We start from the raw sequence: 18828 nt of genomic DNA, 5'->3' as shown, positions 1-18828 counted from the left end.
GGTCCGGAACGCTGTGCCAGCCTTCACGCCTGGCGCAGTGTATTGAGACAGGTTAGGATTTCGCTTAACTGACGGCGCTGTGGAGCGTCCGGGCGGGTGACAAGGTACATGGGCAACAACAGGTCTCGCGCCTCTGGAACTTCTGTCAGCTGGCCGGTGCGAAGATATGCGCCGATGACGTAATCCGGGAAATATCCGCGACCACCGCGGTTCAGCACATAGCGAAGCGCCATCATGCAATTGCCCAGAAAAATCGTTTGCCCCGATGCCTGACGCGCGACCGTGCGAACATGATGCTGATAAAGGTCGCCAAGCTCGAGATTGACGAAAATTGTGTCGTCGTCCGACCCAAGGCCGGGCGTTTCCACCAACAACAACCGTTCAGGCGGCAGTTCTTCGAACACAATCTGCTTGTTGCGCGGTTTTTCGTGGGTGAGCGCTGCGTCCAGCACATTCGTTGACACCGCCTCGACCATGTTCAGATCGTGGTCATAATTCAGCGTCAGCAGCAGCTTGCCGAAGTTCCGCTCCAGACTGATGGCCAGATCGACCAGAAGAGGGTCCCAGATGCTGAGTTGCGCACCCAGCCGGATCGACAGGCGATTTGGGGCCTGAGTGGCGAGGTCCTGCGTTGCAAAACTCCACAGCCCGACCATCTGTTCGGCATAGGGGCGGAACTGATGGCCGAACTCTGTTAGTGCCGTGCCGCCTGCGCCCCGCGTGAACAAGTCTTGTCCCAAAGCCTGTTCAAGCGCGCGTATTCTGGCGCTCACTGCCGTCTGCGTGACGTTCATCTTGCGCGCGGCCGCATGAAACCCTCCGGTTTCGGCCACTGATAGAAAGGTTTTCAGCGCATTGATCTGCATTTGAAAATATTTTCGTTTCAAATTGATAAAATCAATTCATTTTTTTGCTTTTAGGTGCGCTGATAAAGTGTCCGAGCGACATTAGCAGCAGGAAACCGCAATGCTGGACAAAAACCACAAACCCACCTGGACCAGTTTCGAGAACGCCACCAAGGAAGATTTCCTGGCGGTCATGGATTACGAAGATGACTATAACGCGGCCTTGCCGGATCGCATCCTCGACGCCATCCGGTCGCTCGACGAGGAATGGACGCCCTATCCGGTGAACCGCTATCAGCACTGCCTTCAGGCGGCTACGCGCGCCTACGAGGATGGGGCAGACGATGAAATTGTGATTGCCGCGCTGGTGCATGACGTGGGTGATATCCTGTCCCCCTACAACCACGGTGAATTGTCGGCAGCGATGATGAAGCCCTATGTCAGCGAAAGAACCTATTGGATTCTGAAGCATCACTGCGTGTTTCAGGGTTACTACTACAATCATTTCCTGGGTGGTGACAGGAACGCGCGCGACAAGTATCGCGACAGCCCCTATTGGGAGGATTGCCGCCAGTTTTGCCACGACTATGACCAGTGCGCCTTTGATCCGGATTATCCCACCAAGCCTCTGGAATTCTTTGAGCCGATGTTGCGCAAGCTTTTGTCAAAGAGTGGCGGGCATATGGAACTGAACGAGACCGCCGAAGACGGCAAACTCGACTGACGACCACGCCGGGCGGGACAGCTCCACCCGTCCGGCAATTCTGGCTGGCGTTTAGCAGGCGGCCATCAACCGGTAAACGATCTGGGCGGCGGTGAAATTCCACGCGGCATTGCCGTCGGGCGCCAGTTCAACAACGTCGAAGCCCACGCATCTGCGCCCCTCGAGCGCGTGTTCCACAAGGTGCAGCGCCTGATAATAGCCAAGGCCGCCGGGCACCGGCGTACCTGTGGCCGGCATTTGCGAAGGGTCCAACCCGTCGACGTCAAAACTGACATAGACCAGTTCGGGGAAATCCTCGGGCAGATCGACGCTGTGGATATTGCCGGTCACCAGCTCTTCGGCGTCCACATGGAAGACGGAGTTGCGTTCGCGGCTTTCCGCCTCTTGCGAGCACAGCGCGCGGACACCGAATTGCGCCAGAGAGATGCCTTCTTCGGCCAGCAGATGCATAACCGAGGCATGGCTATGCTTTTCGCCCTGATAGGCGATGCGCAAATCCGCGTGGGCGTCGATTTGGACGATGCCGACCGGTTGACCCAGCGCGCGCGCCACGCCCATGACCGCACCATAGCTGAGAGAATGTTCGCCCCCCAGCGTGACAGGAACCTTGCCAGCGCGAACCGCCGCCTCGGTGCGGGTCGCGAGACGCTCCATCACCTCTGGCAGGGGGGCGTCACAATCCAGCGGTGGTTCCGTTATGATACCGTCGGCGCAAGGCTCAGCGGTACCGACGATCCGCTCAAGCTCGTTCGAGGCCTCGATGATCGCGGAGGGGCCATTTGCTGTGCCGGATCCATAGGAAACGGTGCGTTCCAACGGTACAGGGATCACGCGGAAACGTGCGGTTTCTGTGCGCTCGGCGTCGGTCAGTTCGCTGTCGAGAAAGATGCTCATGAAAGGCGGTCCTTGAAGTCCTGGAATCCGAACTGTCTGACGATCTTCAGTTCGTCGGTTTCGCTGTTCCATTGCGCGATCGTGGGCAAGGGCACACCGTTGAAGGTGTTGGTCTTGACCATCGAGTAATGCGCCTGATCGAGAAAGGCAAAGCGCTGCCCGATCCGCAGCGGTTCGGCCCATGTATAATCCCCGATCACGTCGCCGGCCAGGCAGGACGGACCGCCGAGGCGATAGATGTGGCCTGCGTGTGCCTCGTCCATCAGCGCGGGGCGATAGGGAGCCTCGATCACGTCGGGCATGTGGCAGGTGGCAGAGATATCGGTGATGGCAAGGTTCATACCATTCTGCGGCAGGTCGAGGATTTCGCCGACCAGAATGCCCGCGTCCAGAGCCACAGCCTCGCCGGGTTCGAGATAGACGTCGATGCCGTGTTTACTGCGAATGCCCTTGATGAGGGCAACCAGCCCGTCGCGGTCATAGTCGTCGCGGGTGATGTGATGACCGCCGCCGAAGTTGAGCCATTTGAGGCCACCGATGAAAGGTGCGAGCTTTGGTTCGACCGAGGCCCATGTGCGCTGGAGCGGTTCGAATCCTTGCTCGCAAAGCGTGTGCATGTGCAGGCCGTCGACGCCGTTCAGGGCTTCTTTAGTCAACTGGCTGACAGGGGTACCCAGCCGCGAGCAGGGGGCACAGGGGTCGTATTTTGGAATCTCGCCTTCGGAGTGTTCCGGGTTGATGCGCAAGCCTACCTGTTTGCCAGCCGCGCGGCATTTGCCGAGGAAGCGGTCCTTTTGGGCGGGGCTGTTAAAGATGATGTGGTCGCTGAGCGCAATGATCTCGTCGATGTCGCTGTCCTTATAGCCGGCACAGAAGGTTGCGACCTCGCCGCCATATTCCTCGCGGCCCAGACGTGCCTCGTAGATGCCGCTGGCGCAGGTGCCGCCGAGGTACTGGCGCACCAGCGGGGCCAGTGAGAACATTGAAAACGCCTTGAGTGCGCTTAGGACATGCGCCCCGGAGCGGGCGCCAATATCCGCAAGCGTCTCAAGGTTTCGCTGAACCGCTTTTTCATCGACCACGAAACAGGGGGTTGGGACTCGATTGAGATCGAAGGCGCGGAAAGCTCCGGCATCGCCTGCCTGAGTGGTCATCATGTCGGACATGTCCGGCGTCTCCTTGAAGTGGAGAGGCCGGGGGCGCTGCCCCCGGACCCCCGGGATATTTAGGGCCAGATGAAGCTGACGCGGATCAGAAGGTGACCGGGCCGTCGAGTTCATGAACCTGCCATGGCAGGCCATGGTCGTTCAGCATGTCCATGAAATCGTCGGGGTCGAGTTGCTCCATGTTCCAGACGCCTGGTTGCACCCAGTTGCCTTTCAGCACCTGCGCCGCGCCGATCATGGCGGGGACACCCGTGGTGTAGCTGACGGCCTGGCTGCCGACTTCCGCGTAGCACTCCTGATGATCGCAGATATTGTAGATGTAATAGGTTTTCTCGCCCGAGCCATCCTTGGCCTGACCCGTGGCGATGTCGCCGATGCAGGCCTTGCCTTTGGTTTCCGCGCCCAGATCGCCGGGATCGGGCAGAAGGGTTTTGAGAAACTGGATCGGGATGATCTCGTGTCCGTCATGCATGACCGGGTCGATGCGGGTCATGCCGACGTTTTCCAGAACCTTGGCATGGGTGATGTAGGCGTCGCCGAAGGTCATCCAGAAACGGGCGCGTTCGATTTCGGGGAAGTGGGTCGAAAGCGATTCCAGTTCCTCGTGATACATCAGGTACATGTTCTTGGGACCGATGGCGGGGAAGTCGAACTCGACCTTGGTGGTCATGGCAGGGCTGGTTTTCCATTCGCCGTCTTCCCAGTGGCGCACTTCGGCCAGAACTTCGCGCAGGTTGATTTCCGGGTTGAAGTTGGTGGCGAATTCCTGGTCGTTCGAGCCGCCATTGGCATCCAGAACGTCGATCTGGCGGATGGTGTCGAGCTTGTGTTTCTTGAGCCATGTGGCGAAGACCGAGGTGACGCCCGGATCGAAGCCCGAACCGAGAATGGCGGTCAGGCCCGCCTCCTTGAACTTGTCCTGGTACGCCCACTGCCAGTGGTATTCGAATTTGGCCACGTCCTCGGGCTCGTAATTTGCAGTGTCGAGGTAGTGGCAGCCGGCCTCGAGGCATGCATCCATCAGCACGAGGTCCTGGTAGGGCAGGGCGAGGTTCACAAGGATTTCGGCGCCGGTCTGCTTGATCAGGGCGACGGTGTCGGCGACCCTGTAGGCGTCGAGTGCGGCGGTTTTGATCTCTACCCCGGTGCGCTCCTTGACCGATTTCGCGATGGCGTCGCATTTCGACTTGGTGCGGCTGGCCAGCGTAATTTCGGTAAAAATATCCGAATTCATAGCCATCTTGTGCACGGCGGCGTGACTGACGCCACCTGCGCCGACAACCAGTGTTTTGCCCATGGGGTGTCTCCTCTCACAGGGGGTTATTCGTAATAGGTGTAGCCGTTGATCGAGTCGCGGTAGGCGCTCATCAGGGTCTTGCGGTCCTTGGCCTTCAGCGTGCCGGTCGAGATCGCCTCGTCCACCATCTTGCGGAAGGCGGCGACACAATCGGCCGGGTCAAATTCGACATAGGCCAGAACCTCGGAGATGGTGTCGCCTTCCTGCTCGTGCAGCAGGTCGAACCCGCCATCGGCGCGCAGATCGATGGTGACCACATTGGTGTCGCCAAAGAGGTTGTGCAGATCGCCAAGGGTTTCCTGGTAGGCCCCGACAAAGAACACGCCCATGTAATAATCGTCTTCTTCGGGCAGCGTGTGGACCGGCAGGCTGGGCGAAACGCCCTCCGCCAATATGAAACGGCCGATCTTGCCGTCGCTGTCGCAGGTGATGTCGCTAAGCACGGCACGACGGTCAGGGACCTGGTTCAACATCTGCAGCGGCACGATCGGGTGCAACTGGTCGATGGCCCAGACATCGGGCAGCGACTGGAACAGCGAGAAATTGCAGTGATAGATATCGGCCAGCTTTTCAAGTTGGGCATCGACATCTGTTTCCCCCTCTTCCGTGGCGACGAGTGCTTTGATACGGGCCATCAGAGACAGGTAGATGCGCTCGGCCCGTGCCATCTGGCGCAGGTCGACATAGCCGCGCCGGAACAGCGCTCGCAACTCGTTGCGGTAAAAGGTGGCGTCGTTCCAGCATTCTTGCAGCCGGTCATGGCTGAGATAGCCGTGCACGGCGGCCAGATCCGACACCAGATGGTGGTCGCCGGGATGTACGTCAGGCCCGTTCGGCGCGTCATAAAGCGTGCATTCAAGGACGTTGAAGACCAGCATCGACGAGGTCGCTACGACGGCGCGGCCGCTTTCGGTGACCAGCGTGGGATGGTCCACCTCGGCCTCGTCCATCGCGTAGGCCACGGTTTCGACAACATTGGCACAGTATTCCTCGACCGTGTAGTTGATCGAGTTCTCGGTGGCCTTTTTTTCGCCAGTGTAATCCACGCCCATACCGCCACCGAGATCAAGATGACCGAGCGGCACGCCTTCGCGCGTGAGTTCGGTATAATACCGGCAGGCTTCGCCAACGGCGCGGCGCACGTCGTTGACGTCGGGCACCTGGCTGCCCAGATGTGAATGCTGAAGCTTCAGGCAATGCAGCAAACCGGCTGCTTTCAGCTTGTCCACCACCGACACCAGCTGATCAGTGTTCATGCCAAAAGCCGAGCGGTCGCCCGAGCTTTCTTCCCATTTGCCGCTGATCTGGTTGGTGAGCTTCACCCGCACGCCCAGCAAGGGTTCGATGCCCAGCTCGTTATAGACCTCGATCACGGTGTCGGCTTCTTTCGGGCTTTCCAGCACGACTACGGTGTTAAAGCCGATCTTGCGGCTGAGGATGGCAAGCTGGATGAACTCGGCATCCTTGACGCCGTTGCAGACGATCAGCGCCTCGCGCGCCAGACGGTGCGCCAGCGCGATGACGAGTTCAGGTTTCGAACCCGCTTCGAGCCCGTAATTGTATTTCTGTCCGAACTCGACGATCCGGTCGATCACCTGTGCCTGCTGGTTCACCTTGATCGGGAATACGCCGCGATACTGGCCGCGATACCCGGTGCGCGCGATGGCCTCGGCAAAGCTTTCGTTGATATGGGCAATCTCGTTTTCCAGATATGAACTGATCCGAAGCAGCATCGGTGCCCGGATGCCACGTTGATCAAGATCGTGCAGAATGCCCGGCAGGCTGATGGCGGCCGCATCGGGGGCAAGGGGATTACGAAGGCCGATCTCGCCGTCCTCAGTCACCTCTATGAGACCTTTGCCCCATTTCTCCACGCCATAAACGGAATGCGGTGCGTCAGACGTCTGTTTCAATCAACCATGTCCCCTGTGGTTTGAAGCCTGTGGATGTGCGCCGCCCTTTACGGGAGGTGTTCGATTCGTCCAAGCGTAAACTCTTACAGTATCGGATTTAAACTGCGGTCTAACGTCTTTTTCCACCTATCTCGCCGCAGCAAACATATCTGCGCAATCTGGCCGCCGCTGAAGGAACCTTGATTGAAACCCTGCGAGACGGGAATGTCAAATTGCCCTGTTGTCCCTTGAAGTCGTGCTGCAGGGGCCTGTTGCGACCGGGATTTGTGTTCTGGCGGATGGGGTCAGGGAGGCGGTCATATCGGTAATGTGAAGAAAACTTAATTGTAAGGACAGGTCCCGATCAGCCGTGGGCGCCATATATCCGTTGTGCTGGGAAAATCGTCGTAGAAGGCAGAACGGGCATGAAAGCAAACACCAAATTCATTGCGGCCATCGTTGCCACCGCCGTATGCGTAACAGCGGTCACGCAATCGGCCGGTGCTGCGCTGCATCAGAAGGATCAGGATAACCCGGCACCCGAAATCAAAACCAGCGCCGCCATTCTGCCCGATGTCCAGAAAGCAGTCTGGGTCCAAGCTTTCAAGAGTAATACGGACAAGCCGGCTGGCGTGGGTTTGATAACGTTCTTGATGCCGTTACGCGATCTGACAAGTGCTCAGGGCAGAGCGACCAAATGTCGGTAACAGGCTCCGGTTCCTCTGCGACTGAACCAAGACTTGCGGAGGGAGGCGCCTTGCGTGTTTCAGGGAGGGCGCGCAGGGCGCTTTGCCGGTCGGATAGAATCCGGCAAAGATGATCATTTATGCGGTTCGAGATCCCGCAAAAGGTTCTGGAGAGATCGGAAAAGACCTATTCCCGCCCCGTCCGGAGCAGCATCAAGAGCGCTTTCGACGTCTTTTACAAGAATGCCGATCGTGTTGTCGTCTTGATATCCGTTCTGTGCGAATTCGATCTCTTGGAACCCGGAAGCGAACCAGTTCTGGCCCGAGCTTGTATGGATGAGGTTCAACAATTTGTGCTGGTCCAGCCCGGCTTGGTGTGCCCAGTCCAGAACCAGCCGTGTGATCGCCGTGTTTGAGGCCGCCAGAAGGTTGTTGAGAACCTTGGCCTGCATCCCCATGCCGTATGGCCCCATACGGTGATAATACCTACCCATGGCGTCAAACAACGGCTGCGCTGCGTCCAGATCCCCAACGTTACCGCCCAGCATAAATGACAACCGCGCCTCTTGCGCGGCGATCTGCGCCCCCGACATCGGCGCGTCGATCAGGCTGATCCTGTCGGGAACCCGCTCGCGCAATTCACGCACGTATCGAGGAGAGAGCGTCGAGCAAAGTATGATCCGGCTCAAGTCCGGCGCATCGACGAAACCCTGAGCCTGAAACAGAACATCCTCAGTTTGCGGCACGTCCCGAACAACAGTCAGCAAGGTGTGCAAACCCTGCCCAAACGCGGTCGCGTCATTGGTAACAAAAGGCTGCAACACCCCGAACTCGGCCGGATCACGGATATCGAATCCCCGGGCGTCAAAGCCAGCGCGGCGCAGGGCGGCGAGCATCGGAGCGCCCATGCGGCCGCAACCGGCCAGACCGATCACTTGACGATCTCTTCGTCCCTCACGAACATGTTAGCCCAGGCCCGGTCGATCAGTTCTGGCGACATTTGATAGGGAATACCCTCGAACTCGCAGATGGCAATCATCTGGTCGATCAAAAAGATCGGTTGATAGTTCGCATAGATGTTGTTGATCGTCGGATATTTGACCTTGAGCAGATGAACCAGCGCCGACTCATCCAGTGGCATGCCGCGCTTGCGGGCAACCATGGCAAAGATCTTCAGGAAATTCTCCTGGTTCGGGCCATCGATCTTGATCTTGAAAAAGATCCGGCGCAAGGCCGCCATGTCGAAGATTTCATTCGGGTGAAAGTTGGTTGAAAAGATCACTAGCGTGTCGAAGGGAACTTCGAATTTTTCACCGGATTGCAGGCCGAGAATATCCTTGTTTTCTTCCAGCGGCACGATCCAGCGGTTGACCAGCGCCTGCGGCGGTTCGGTTTGGCGGCCAAGGTCATCGACGATAAAGATGCCCCCGGTCGATTTCAGCTGAAGCGGCGCCTGATAGGTGCGCGCGGTTGGGTTATAGACCAGATCCAGCATGCTGAGCGACAGTTCACCGCCGGTAATCACCGTCGGTCTTTCGCACATCACATAACGGGTGTCGAAACGCTTGCGGCGGCGCAGGCTGTTGGGATCGTCCGTTTCCTGTTCGATCAGGTTGTGCACGATCGGGTCATAGACCGTGATCACCTGACCGGCATATTCTATGGCGCGGGGAACATAGACATGATCGCCCAGCGCATCGCGAATACCGTTTGAGATGGAGGACTTACCGTTGCCCGGGGGGCCATACATCAGGATCGACCTGCCGGCGCTGACCGCAGGGCCAAGGTGATCCAGCAAACTGTCTGGCAAAACCAGATGCCCCATCGCTTTGACGAGCTGTTCCCGAGTCACTTGAATATTGCGAATCGACTGGCGCTTGACCTGTTCGCGATAAACGTCCAGCGGCACCGGCATCGCACCGAAATACTCCGACTGGCTGAGTGCATCCAGCGCCCGTGCCTTGCCGGCGTCGGTCAACTGGTACCCCATCTCGTTGCCGGCATTGGCGACGAGGGTGCCGGTTGCTTCCAGCAATTTCTGCTCTCGTGCAATATCCACCAGTTCCTGGGTCACGGACCCCGGCAGGCAAATGGCCTCGGCAATCTCGGTGACCATGTTGACGTTTTTGCGGAAGATGGTCTTGAGAAGAATGTCCCGCATCATGACCAGTGGAAGTTTCATTTCCGCCAGCCCCTTGGGGGGCGGTGGCGCCATAACGGTGGTGGTCTGCATGTTCATGAGCGGTGCTCGTTCGTTCAGATTCGCCGGTATTGTTTCGCGGGTGGAACCGCACGGGGTAAAACTGGCCCAGCAATGTGGCAGCACAAAGGCAGAGCCGGGGCGTGTCGATGATCACTCACGCCCCATAAATCGTTCCCAGAATCAAGTAAATGGACAGGCTTCCGGCCAGAGTCAGCCCCATGGGAAAGAGCTTGCCCGCCTCCCAGCTTTTCCATTCGGGCGCGATACGCCGCAGGGCTGTGTATTTGGCCAGTCGGTGGGTAAAGAATGCCCCCAGCAAACCTGCCGCCAGAATGGCCAAAACCAGCCTGATATCTGAGGTCCAGACAAACGGGGCTGCGACAGCGGCGAACTTGGCGTCACCAGCCCCGACCGCTCCGCCCGCGTTCAGAAGGAACCCGATCAGCAACACGACCGGCAGATGGAGCAGTTGCCAGACATAGATGGGTAGCGAGAATGTAAAAGGACCAACTGTGCCGGTCGGCCAATCACCAGACCACATGGGGAGGGCGATGAGGCCAACGACGATAAAGATCCCGCATAGCGCCGTATTCGCCTGGTTCTTGATCTTCATCTCGCGCAGATCGGTAAAGGCAACGTACAGGCAAACCGGCAGCACAAATGGCAAGAACCAAATTGCTGCCGTCGAAGGAATTTCCATTGCTCAGGCGCTCTCCAAAGCGTCCAGCGATCTTACGGCTTCTTCAAAGTGTTGCGGATGGGTTGAGATTGCGTCGCGTAGCAGGGTTTTGCCGGTTTCCACGTCACCCTGCTTGATTGCCGACAGGGCCATCGTGTGCAGCAGGGTTGCCCGCTCGACCTGATCCATCGGAACAACGGGGAGGGCGTAGTTGCGTTGTGCTCCACGCGCCAGAACCAGATTGTTCTTGGCGGTGAACAGGGATTTATCGTGCTTGATCGCCTCGTTGAACAGGCGTTCTGCTTCGGCATATTGGCCGCGCGTCAACTTGGAGTATCCCCAGTTGTTCATCACCCCGGCCGGACGTGTCGTCAGCCCGATAGCGGTTTCATAAAACGAGTCCGCGCGTTTCCAGTCCTTGTTCGCGTCGGCCACCATCGCCTCAAGACGGTAGCGGCTGAAAGTTTCATGCGTCGGCGGGATCGTGTCCAGAGTGCTTTCCGCTTTGGCCCAGTCGCCAGAACGGATCAAAGCGTCGGCGTAGCTGACCTTGTCTTCGGTGGTCGAACCGTTCATCTTCACCAGCTTGGACCAGGCGGCAGCGGCTTCGGTGCTGCGTTTTGCACGACCCAAGGAATAGGCGAGACCGCGTTGTAGGTCAGCGCGGTCGGGATTGGCCGCCGATGCCCGCTGAAAATATGCGACCGCCTCATTCGGGTCTGCGACGCTCAACATGACGTCGTTGAGGTTGGTTTCGTCGATGACATTGATGTCCTGCAGGGTCTTGTCGACGGTTTCCTCGCCTTTATCTGCGCAGGCTGCCAGCGTCAGCCCGCATGCAAGCATGCTTGGAATCAGGATGGAGTGGCGCATTTTTTGCGTCCCTTACTGCTCTTGCCTCGATCATGGTGTTCTGCGCAGGACAAAATCGCCCTGTCCCCGCTGCACCAGTTTGAATTCTTCTTTTTCGGAGATGGTAACAGGATTTTCCATTTTTGCGAGAGCTAACTGTAAATTGTCGCGTATTGCGTCACTTTCGCCATTGTCCAGCGCATAAGCCTTCTTGAACACCAATGCGGCCTCGGGATACTGTCGGGTTTCCACCAGAACTACACCAAGGTTGTTCCAGGCCTCAGGCCAGTCCGGGGCCTCTTCGACCGCTCGCCTGAGCAGTTTTTCGGATTGTCCGAGACGCCCCAACCCCAGATTGGCCGTACCCATGCCGGTTACGATCTCGGTTGTCATTCCTTCCTTCAGTGCCGCACGGGAAAAGGCGTTCAGGGCCAATTCGTATTCACCGGATTCCATGAGACGATGCGCCACGATCAGAGGTTCTACCTCTTCGCCCCATGGATCAAAACCGGGTGGGTAAGGGGTGTCGGGCAGACTATTGGACGTGCAAGCGGTCATCGCTGTCAATATGGCGATGACCGCTAACTTTCTGCCTCGATATTTGGGCCCGCACACGCCCGGATTGAACATTATCAGTTGCCTGCGCCGATGCTTTTCAGATTCGCGATGCCTTGCGCCGAGGGGCCAACCAGAATGACCAACAGCGGCGGAACCGTCAGCATCATTGTGGCGAGGGTCATTTTCGTTGGCAACTTGTTTGCGGCCTCTTCGGCGCGCATGACGCGTTTGTCGCGCATTTCATCGGCATAAACGCGCAGGGCTTCCGCGATCGAAGTGCCAAAGGTCGCCGATTGGATCATCACCGTAACGAAGGACGATACGTCTTGAACCCCGCAACGTGTGCCCATGTCCCTGAGAACCCTGTCCTTTTCCTTTCCCGCCTTCAATTCGTGGGCGACAATCTCGAACTCCTCGGCAATCTCAGGGTAGGAGACGTGCATCTCTGCTGCGACACGGACAATCGCCTGATCAAGCGACTGACCCGCTTCGACGCAGACCAGCATCATGTCCAGCGCGTCCGGAAATCCGGAGGTTATATTCTCTTTGCGGGTCGCGACCCGGCGGGTGATCCAGTATTTCGGCAAGAAGTAACCGATGAACCCAGGGGTGAGAAGGCGGATGGCTATCTGTTGTCCGCTGAATTCCTGCCCGCTGGCCAAAACGGTGACAAACAGTGTTCCGATCAGTAACCCAAGAATTCCTAACGCAAATTGTGCGAAATGGAAGAATCGTACAGAGTCCTTCGAACGATAACCAGCCTGACGCAGCTTGAGTTGGATCGCGGACAACTCTTCGGCGTCTTTCGGCTCCAGGAAACCCGCGAATTTTTCAAGCTGTTCGTTGCGGCCGGCTTGGCGCAGTTGATCTTTTTTACCTTTTGGAGGCGCTTTCGGTGCGGTGTCGCGCTTGAGTTTGTTGAGGGGGTCTTCTTTCTGGTTCAACAGAACCGGAACCGTCAGAAGGATCATGAACAACCCAAGCACGCCAACTGCGATCAGAGGGCCGAACTCACCAAGGTGCTCGGTCAGCAGGTCATTGGTCTTGGTCAGGAATTCCATGTCGGCCCCTTACACTTTGATGTTCGTCAGCGCGCGCATAACGAACAGGTTGAGCGTCAGCATGATGCCGACGAAGAAACATGCCGGAATGAACCAAGGGTGATCGAGAACCACGTCATAGTAGTGCGGGTCCTTCACCATGATGAACATCAGGCAGAACAACGGAAACGCCGACAAGAACTTGCCGGACCATTGCGCTTCGGCTGTGATCGCCTTGACCCGCCGAAACAGGCGGAACCGCGCGCGGATTACTTTTGCCAGACCAGCAAGAATTTCGGCTAGGTTACCGCCGGATTGCTGCTGAATTGAGACAGCGACGGCAAGAAAGCGGAGATCCTGCATGTCGAGGCGCTGTGCCATTTCCTTGAGGGCTTCGCCAACGTCGCGGCCATATGCGCTTTCATCCGCGATGATGCCGAACTCGGTGGCGATCGGGTCGCCGACCTCTTTTGCGACGATCTGGATGGCCGATACAAAGGGGTGGCCCACGCGCAGCGACCGAACCATCAGCTCAACCGCGTCGGGCAGTTGCTCTTCGATGAGGTTCATACGTTTCTTGGCCTTGTGGTTGACCCACAAGTAGACCCCACCCACTCCGAAGACGACCGATATGGCGGCGCGAACCGGTGTTTCAGTGTTGGTCCCGACGCTGAGTGCTACAAAAGCGAATGCCGACACAAAGACCATGATCATGATCAGCTGCGTGGGCGTGAACGCGATTGCAGCTTTCTGCGCCTTCTCGGACAAAAGGGAATAGAGCGGAATGGACTTGGTCTTCATGTGCTGCTGCATTTCCTTGCGCAGCTGCTCAAGTACCTGTTCGCGCCCTTGCCCCTTGTCGAGCATCTCCAACCGGCGGTTCACGCGGCTGTTCTGACTGATCGACTTGCCAAAGGCCACCAAGTACAGACCTTCAACCAAAAACAGGACGCCTATGAATATGGCGCCATAAATGAACGGCTCCAGGCTGAGTTGCATGGCGTGATCCTCACATCGTGGTTGGGTCGTAGATGGACGGCGGCAGATCAAAGCCCCAAAGGCGGAACCGCTCGGAAAAGTGACTGCGCACGCCCGTTGCCGTGAAATGTCCGATAATCTTGTTCTCGGGCGTTAACCCGACACGCTGAAAGCGGAAAATCTCCTGCATCGAGATCACATCGCCTTCCATACCGGTAATTTCTGTGATCGACGTCATCCGGCGCGAGCCGTCCTGCAAACGGCTGGCCTGTACGATCAGGTTCACGGCTGAGGCGATTTGGCTGCGAACCGCCTTGATCGGCATCTCGATTCCTGCCATGGCGATCATGTTTTCCAAACGCGAAACCGCATCGCGGGCAGAGTTGGCATGGATTGTCGTCATCGAACCGTCGTGACCGGTGTTCATGGCCTGCAACATGTCGATCACCTCGGCGCCGCGCGTTTCACCGACGATAATTCGGTCGGGACGCATACGCAGGGCGTTTTTCAGGCAGTCCCGCGGGCTGACCTCACCTTTGCCTTCGACGTTGGGCGGGCGGCTTTCCATTCGGCCCACATGGGTCTGCTGCAGCTGAAGTTCCGCCGTGTCCTCGATAGTCAGGATACGTTCAGAATTGTCGATGAAGCTGGAGAGCGCATTGAGCGTGGTGGTTTTACCCGAACCTGTACCACCCGATACGATCACGTTCAGACGGGTGGCGACCGCTGCCTGCAGATAGGCCGCCATTTCTTCGGTAAAAGCACCGAAAGTCACTAGATCGTCGATGTTCAGCTTGTCTTTCTTGAATTTCCGGATGGAAACCAGCGACCCGTCAACCGCAATTGGCGGGACCATCGCATTGAAACGCGAACCATCGGCAAGACGGGCGTCAACATAGGGGTTAGATTCATCGACGCGACGACCCACGGCGGACACGATTTTGTCGATAATCCGCATCAGGTGTTTTTCGTCTTTGAACGAGATGTCGCTCAACTCAAGCTTGCCGAACCGTTCGACAAAAACTTGCTGAGGGCCGTTCACCAGAATATCGCTGATTGAATCATCCTGCAAAAGCGTCTCGAGTGGGCCAAGCCCTTTGACTTCGTCATACAGTTCCTTGTTCAGTTGCGCCCGGTCCTCGCGATTGAGAACGACGCTCTGTTGTTCCAGGATTTCGCTGGCAATCGAGCTGATTTCGGTTCGCAGTTCTGCTTCCGAGGCGCGTTCAAGCGCGGCAAGGTTCAGGTTTTCCAGCAACTCGCGGTGAAGCTCAATCTTGAGCTCACCCAACCGTTCCTTGCGCTTTCGATCCCGATCAGAGCTCCCGGCGACCGCCGGGCGCAATTGAACGGGTTTCCGCATCGATGCCTTTGGCGCAGCCTCGGACTTTTGGGTTTCGGTTGATGTATTGGGGTTTTGCTCTTTCGCACTGACCGGCACAGCTCCCGGTTGCTTTTTGTACCTGGAAAACACAGCGGATCCCCCTCAGGTTGCTATCAGGCGGCTTCTGCGTCGTTGCTGCCCAGGGCATGCAACGATTCGGCCAGTTTCGAGATTTCCTTGCGCAGCGGATTCTTCGCCGCTGATGAGGCGAGCGGCAGCCCATGATCGCCGCCCTGCATGACCGGCTTGCCACCGTCAGGCAATTGCAGGTCGATGGAGATGCCAAGGCTTTCGCCCATACGTTTGACACGGCTTTTGCCGGTCAGATCCGTGAATTTCGGGGCGCGGTTCAAGGCAAAACGCAGTTTGTTGAATGGCAGATCCTCGGATTGCAGGGCGCGCTTCAGGCGCAAAGCGTTCTGCGCCGACCGCATGTCCAGCTCGATCAATGCAAAATAGACGTGCGCGGCCTGCAAGACAGTTTCCGACCAGTGGACCAGGGTGGTCGGCATATCCACGACCACATAGTCAAAATGTGCGCGCGCAATGTTGATGACACGCTGAACGTCTTCCTGCGTGATGATGTCGAGCGGAACCAGATCAGCAGGAGCGGTCAGGACCTGTAGCTTGTCTTCATAGGTCTGAAGCGCCTGACCAAAGGCGTCTTCATCCATTGACGCAGTGTCGGAAAGCATCTCGAACACCGCTTCACGACGGGGAAGGTCGAGATAGGTCGAGACAGTGCCAAATTGCAGATCGAGATCCAGAAGACATACGCTCGGCGCATCTTTCTTGGATACATTGGCCAACTCCCAGGCCAGATTAACTGCCAGCGTAGTCGCACCGACACCGCCCGCCAGGCCGTGAACAACCAGAAGAGCGCCTTCTTTCGAGTCTTGAGCGTCCAGTTGCGGCGACGAACCTTGCGCCACGAGCTTGGGCTCGGGCTTTCTGATTCTGGTTATCGCCTCCTGGAGTTCGTTTTCGGGCAGGGGGTAGGGGACAAACTCGTCGGCGCCTTGCCGCAAAAGCTTGTGAAGAGCAGCCGGTGTCACATCTTCGGCGATCAGGATGACCTTGATGCTGCGCGACTTGGCCAGAACGATGATCTCGCTCAACCGGTCAAGGTCGTTTTCGTCGTCGCCGTCAATTGCGAGCGCAATGAATTCAAGCGTTTCGGCCTCGGGTTGTTCGAGAAAGGCAAAGGCTTCGGAAAAGCCAAGATCGCCCCAGCTTTCGCCCATTACCACTTCCATGTCTTCGATAAGCAGATCGAAATTCTGAACATCGCGGCTGACGGTGCAGGCCCGGAGCGTGTTTTCCTCGGAATGCGGCGAATCGCTGCTCATCAATAAGATCCTTTGTTGCGTGAGCGCAGGTCAGAGGATCAGCATTGCGCCTAGTCTGGCCTGAGATCGCCCGATTGCGGTCGAATCCGCCCGCAGATCACATATTGATGACAAGATTGCTGTGAAGTTGGGCGAGATTGGGGCCGAAACGAATTAATTGTAGGGAATTGGGCGACTATGTCGCCCAATGCCAATTATTGTCCCGCCTCAATGGCACCGGTATAGCTACCAGTGCGCAGCGGGGACGGCGGTACAGCGCTGCTGATGTATTCACGGTACACGATCCTGGCGTATTTGCCGTCCAGAACGTTTGCGTGCCGACTGACGAACCCGGATACTTCAGTTACCGTGCGACGGTTGCGGCGGTCACGATCCGTTGTCTGCACGAGCGGCTGAGTTTCGCCATAAGAAACAACGGCCTCAAGACGTGAGCGCGAGATGCCCTGCCGCGCAAAGAAATTGACGGCAGCTTGCGCACGACGCAGGCCCAGGCTGTTGTTGTAAGAGGGCGATCCAACCAGATCAGTGTGACCATAGACCCGGAAGCGAACTTCGGGGAACTGTTTGATCCAATCTGCCTGTTGCAGCAGGATTTGCTGCGCTGTTGCGTCCAGTTGGGCGCTGTCAAAGGCAAAGTTGATCTGATTCGGCACTTCTTGCGCAAACCGCTCGGCCAGGATCTGACCATAGCTGCGTTCGCCGTTCATGACCTGAACGTTGTTAAGTGTCGCGTTTCCGAATGTGCCGGTGTCGACATCATACCCCGCTTCGCGTCCGCAGGCTGCGACGGCCAGCATCAGACCCAGGGTGAGTACCTTGTTTTGCATTGGTCCCATCCTTCCAATCAATCCAGAACGTAGCCGTAAGAGCCGGTGAAATCTTGCTTGGCGACCTCCGAAGCCGCGCCACTACCGGGGCGCTCGGTGCGCGTGGTAAGACCGTTCAGGAACAGGTCGGCCTCGCTCGGCGGTTTGACACGGTCGGTTGGCAGGGTCAGCGCCTCACCAATCGTCGGCGACACTAGATGTGCGGTCACGATGATGACCAGCTCGGTCTGGTTCCGCTGATAACTGGTGCTGCGGAACAGTGTGCCAAGCACAGGCACATCGCCAAGCCAGGGCAATTGCGTGTTGCTGTCCTGGAAATCATCAGAAATCAGGCCAGCAATTGCAAAGCTTTCACCGTCACGCAGTTCCACAGTGGTCGCGGTTTCGCGCTTGATGAAAGACTGGATGTTGAAGCCGCTGATCGTGATCGAGTTGTTCGGATCCAGTGCCGAGACACCGGCCACCATCTCGAGGTTGATCAGATCGCCATCCACGACGCGCGGAACAAACTTCATCTCGACGCCAAACGGTCTGTATTCGATCGTTGTCACGCCCTCTTCCTGCTGAACCGGGATCGGATACTCGCCACCCGCAAGGAAGTTGGCCTCTTGCCCCGACAGCGCCGAAAGATTCGGTTCTGCCAGCGTGCGCACGGCCCCTTTCTGTTCCAGTGCTTCGATCAGCAGGCGGACCTGGGTCGATCCCGCGCCAAAGCCGAACAGGAAGGCTCCGCTGTTGGTTTGCGATGTTGGAATTTGGTTTCCAAGACCTGGGGTCAGGTTCCCCAATGCCAGGTTCAGTGCACCGGCCGTGTTCAGCGTGCCGGTACCCGCAGCTACATCCGTGCCACCAATGCCCCAGGAAGCTCCCAGTGCCTTTGACACCGAACGTTGCATCTCGGCAAAGCGGACTTTCAGCATCACCTGCTGTACGCCACCCACGCTCATCAGGTTGGAAACCCGTTCCGGGGCGTAACGTTCCGCCAACTCAAGCGCACGGGCCAGCTTGGCCGAGCTTGAAATCGTGCCGGACAGGACGATACCGTCATTGGCCGTCCGCACCTCGATTCGCTCTCCGGGCAGGATCTGCTGCAGACGCTCTTTGAACTCGGTGACATCCGGTGCAACCCGAACCTTGACGTTCGTGATCAGGTTGCCACCGCCATCGAACAGCGACAGGGTTGTCAGGCCGGGCGATTTGCCGAGCACGTATATAGTGCGGTCCGACAGTGACGAAATATCCGCAATGCCGGCATTCGCGATGCTGAGCTCGGCGAATGGCTGTTCGCTTTCAACTACGATTGCGCGGTTCATCGGAACGTCCAGCGTTTCCGCCGTGCCGTTCTTGACTACGCGTAGGTCTTGCGCCCACGCGGATGTACCGACGGGGGTCAAAACTATTGCCAGCCCCAGCAGGGCCGGTTTGATCCAGGAACTAATTTTCATGTGACCTGC

18 protein-coding genes are annotated in these 18828 nt (G+C 57.6%); 2 read left to right on the top strand and 16 right to left on the bottom strand.

All coding sequences use genetic code 11. The features are described 5' to 3' along the window. Positions 1–23: 23 nt before the first annotated feature. On the bottom strand, positions 24–866 hold the full coding sequence (locus tag ACR0LZ_RS00330; RefSeq protein WP_480747771.1) for a LysR family transcriptional regulator: 843 nt from the start codon (positions 864–866) through the stop codon (positions 24–26). Between the two features lie 100 nt (positions 867–966). On the opposite strand from ACR0LZ_RS00330, the gene ACR0LZ_RS00325 reads away from it, so the two are divergent. Beyond that, positions 967–1569, top strand: a complete 603-nt coding sequence (locus ACR0LZ_RS00325) for an HD domain-containing protein (protein ID WP_480747770.1) — start codon at positions 967–969, stop codon at positions 1567–1569. 51 nt (positions 1570–1620) lie between these two features. On the opposite strand, the gene speB is transcribed toward ACR0LZ_RS00325, so the two are convergent. The 4 genes from speB to speA form a co-directional block, all read right to left on the bottom strand. Continuing rightward, a complete protein-coding gene (speB, locus tag ACR0LZ_RS00320) occupies positions 1621–2463 on the bottom strand; it encodes an agmatinase (protein ID WP_480747769.1) in 843 nt (280 codons plus the stop codon). After that, the gene (locus tag ACR0LZ_RS00315; RefSeq protein WP_480747768.1) at positions 2460–3629 is read right to left on the bottom strand and encodes a carboxynorspermidine decarboxylase; all 1170 of its coding nucleotides are present in this window, start codon (positions 3627–3629) and stop codon (positions 2460–2462) included. Before ACR0LZ_RS00315 ends, speB begins: the two co-directional genes overlap by 4 nt. Before the next feature lie 85 nt (positions 3630–3714). Further along, positions 3715–4926 carry a saccharopine dehydrogenase family protein gene (locus ACR0LZ_RS00310; protein WP_480747767.1) on the bottom strand — a complete coding sequence of 404 codons (1212 nt, stop codon included), beginning with the start codon at positions 4924–4926 and terminating at the stop codon, positions 3715–3717. A gap of 23 nt (positions 4927–4949) precedes the next feature. Further along, complete coding sequence (gene speA / locus ACR0LZ_RS00305) at positions 4950–6839, bottom strand: biosynthetic arginine decarboxylase (protein ID WP_480747766.1); 1890 nt, start codon at positions 6837–6839, stop codon at positions 4950–4952. 404 nt (positions 6840–7243) lie between these two features. Between speA and ACR0LZ_RS00300 the strand changes: the two genes are divergently transcribed. Continuing rightward, complete coding sequence (locus ACR0LZ_RS00300; RefSeq protein WP_480747765.1) at positions 7244–7525, top strand: hypothetical protein; 282 nt, start codon at positions 7244–7246, stop codon at positions 7523–7525. Positions 7526–7638: 113 nt separating this feature from the next. On the opposite strand, the gene ACR0LZ_RS00295 is transcribed toward ACR0LZ_RS00300, so the two are convergent. From ACR0LZ_RS00295 to ACR0LZ_RS00245, 11 genes are all read right to left on the bottom strand, one after another. Next, complete coding sequence (locus ACR0LZ_RS00295; RefSeq protein WP_480747764.1) at positions 7639–8439, bottom strand: NAD(P)-dependent oxidoreductase; 801 nt, start codon at positions 8437–8439, stop codon at positions 7639–7641. Continuing rightward, positions 8436–9743 carry an ATPase gene (locus tag ACR0LZ_RS00290; protein ID WP_480747763.1) on the bottom strand — a complete coding sequence of 436 codons (1308 nt, stop codon included), beginning with the start codon at positions 9741–9743 and terminating at the stop codon, positions 8436–8438. The genes ACR0LZ_RS00295 and ACR0LZ_RS00290 overlap by 4 nt, the downstream gene beginning before the upstream one ends. A gap of 118 nt (positions 9744–9861) precedes the next feature. Further along, a complete protein-coding gene (locus ACR0LZ_RS00285; protein WP_480747762.1) occupies positions 9862–10407 on the bottom strand; it encodes a prepilin peptidase in 546 nt (181 codons plus the stop codon). Between the two features lie 3 nt (positions 10408–10410). Continuing rightward, positions 10411–11259 (bottom strand): tetratricopeptide repeat protein, encoded by an 849-nt coding sequence (locus ACR0LZ_RS00280; RefSeq protein ID WP_480747761.1) that lies wholly within the window; start codon positions 11257–11259, stop codon positions 10411–10413. A gap of 30 nt (positions 11260–11289) precedes the next feature. Then, positions 11290–11709, bottom strand: a complete 420-nt coding sequence (locus ACR0LZ_RS00275; protein ID WP_480747760.1) for a tetratricopeptide repeat protein — start codon at positions 11707–11709, stop codon at positions 11290–11292. Between the two features lie 161 nt (positions 11710–11870). Continuing rightward, positions 11871–12857 (bottom strand): type II secretion system F family protein, encoded by a 987-nt coding sequence (locus ACR0LZ_RS00270; RefSeq protein WP_480747759.1) that lies wholly within the window; start codon positions 12855–12857, stop codon positions 11871–11873. Between the two features lie 9 nt (positions 12858–12866). Continuing rightward, positions 12867–13835 (bottom strand): type II secretion system F family protein, encoded by a 969-nt coding sequence (locus ACR0LZ_RS00265; protein ID WP_480747758.1) that lies wholly within the window; start codon positions 13833–13835, stop codon positions 12867–12869. Between the two features lie 10 nt (positions 13836–13845). After that, positions 13846–15288, bottom strand: coding sequence for a TadA family conjugal transfer-associated ATPase (locus ACR0LZ_RS00260; RefSeq protein ID WP_480747757.1), 1443 nt, complete (start codon positions 15286–15288; stop codon positions 13846–13848). A 23-nt stretch (positions 15289–15311) separates the two neighbouring features. Further along, positions 15312–16547, bottom strand: a complete 1236-nt coding sequence (locus ACR0LZ_RS00255) for a CpaE/TadZ family protein (RefSeq protein WP_480747756.1) — start codon at positions 16545–16547, stop codon at positions 15312–15314. 194 nt (positions 16548–16741) lie between these two features. Beyond that, positions 16742–17374 carry an OmpA family protein gene (locus ACR0LZ_RS00250; RefSeq protein WP_480747755.1) on the bottom strand — a complete coding sequence of 211 codons (633 nt, stop codon included), beginning with the start codon at positions 17372–17374 and terminating at the stop codon, positions 16742–16744. A gap of 17 nt (positions 17375–17391) precedes the next feature. Further along, entirely contained in the window at positions 17392–18819 is a 1428-nt protein-coding gene (locus ACR0LZ_RS00245; protein ID WP_480747754.1) for a type II and III secretion system protein family protein, read from the bottom strand. Positions 18820–18828: the final 9 nt, after the last annotated feature.

Source organism: Ruegeria sp. CI1 (assembly GCF_056536925.1).
The sequence above is the reverse complement of the archived record's forward strand: the minus strand, read 5'-3'. Positions and strand labels throughout refer to the sequence as shown.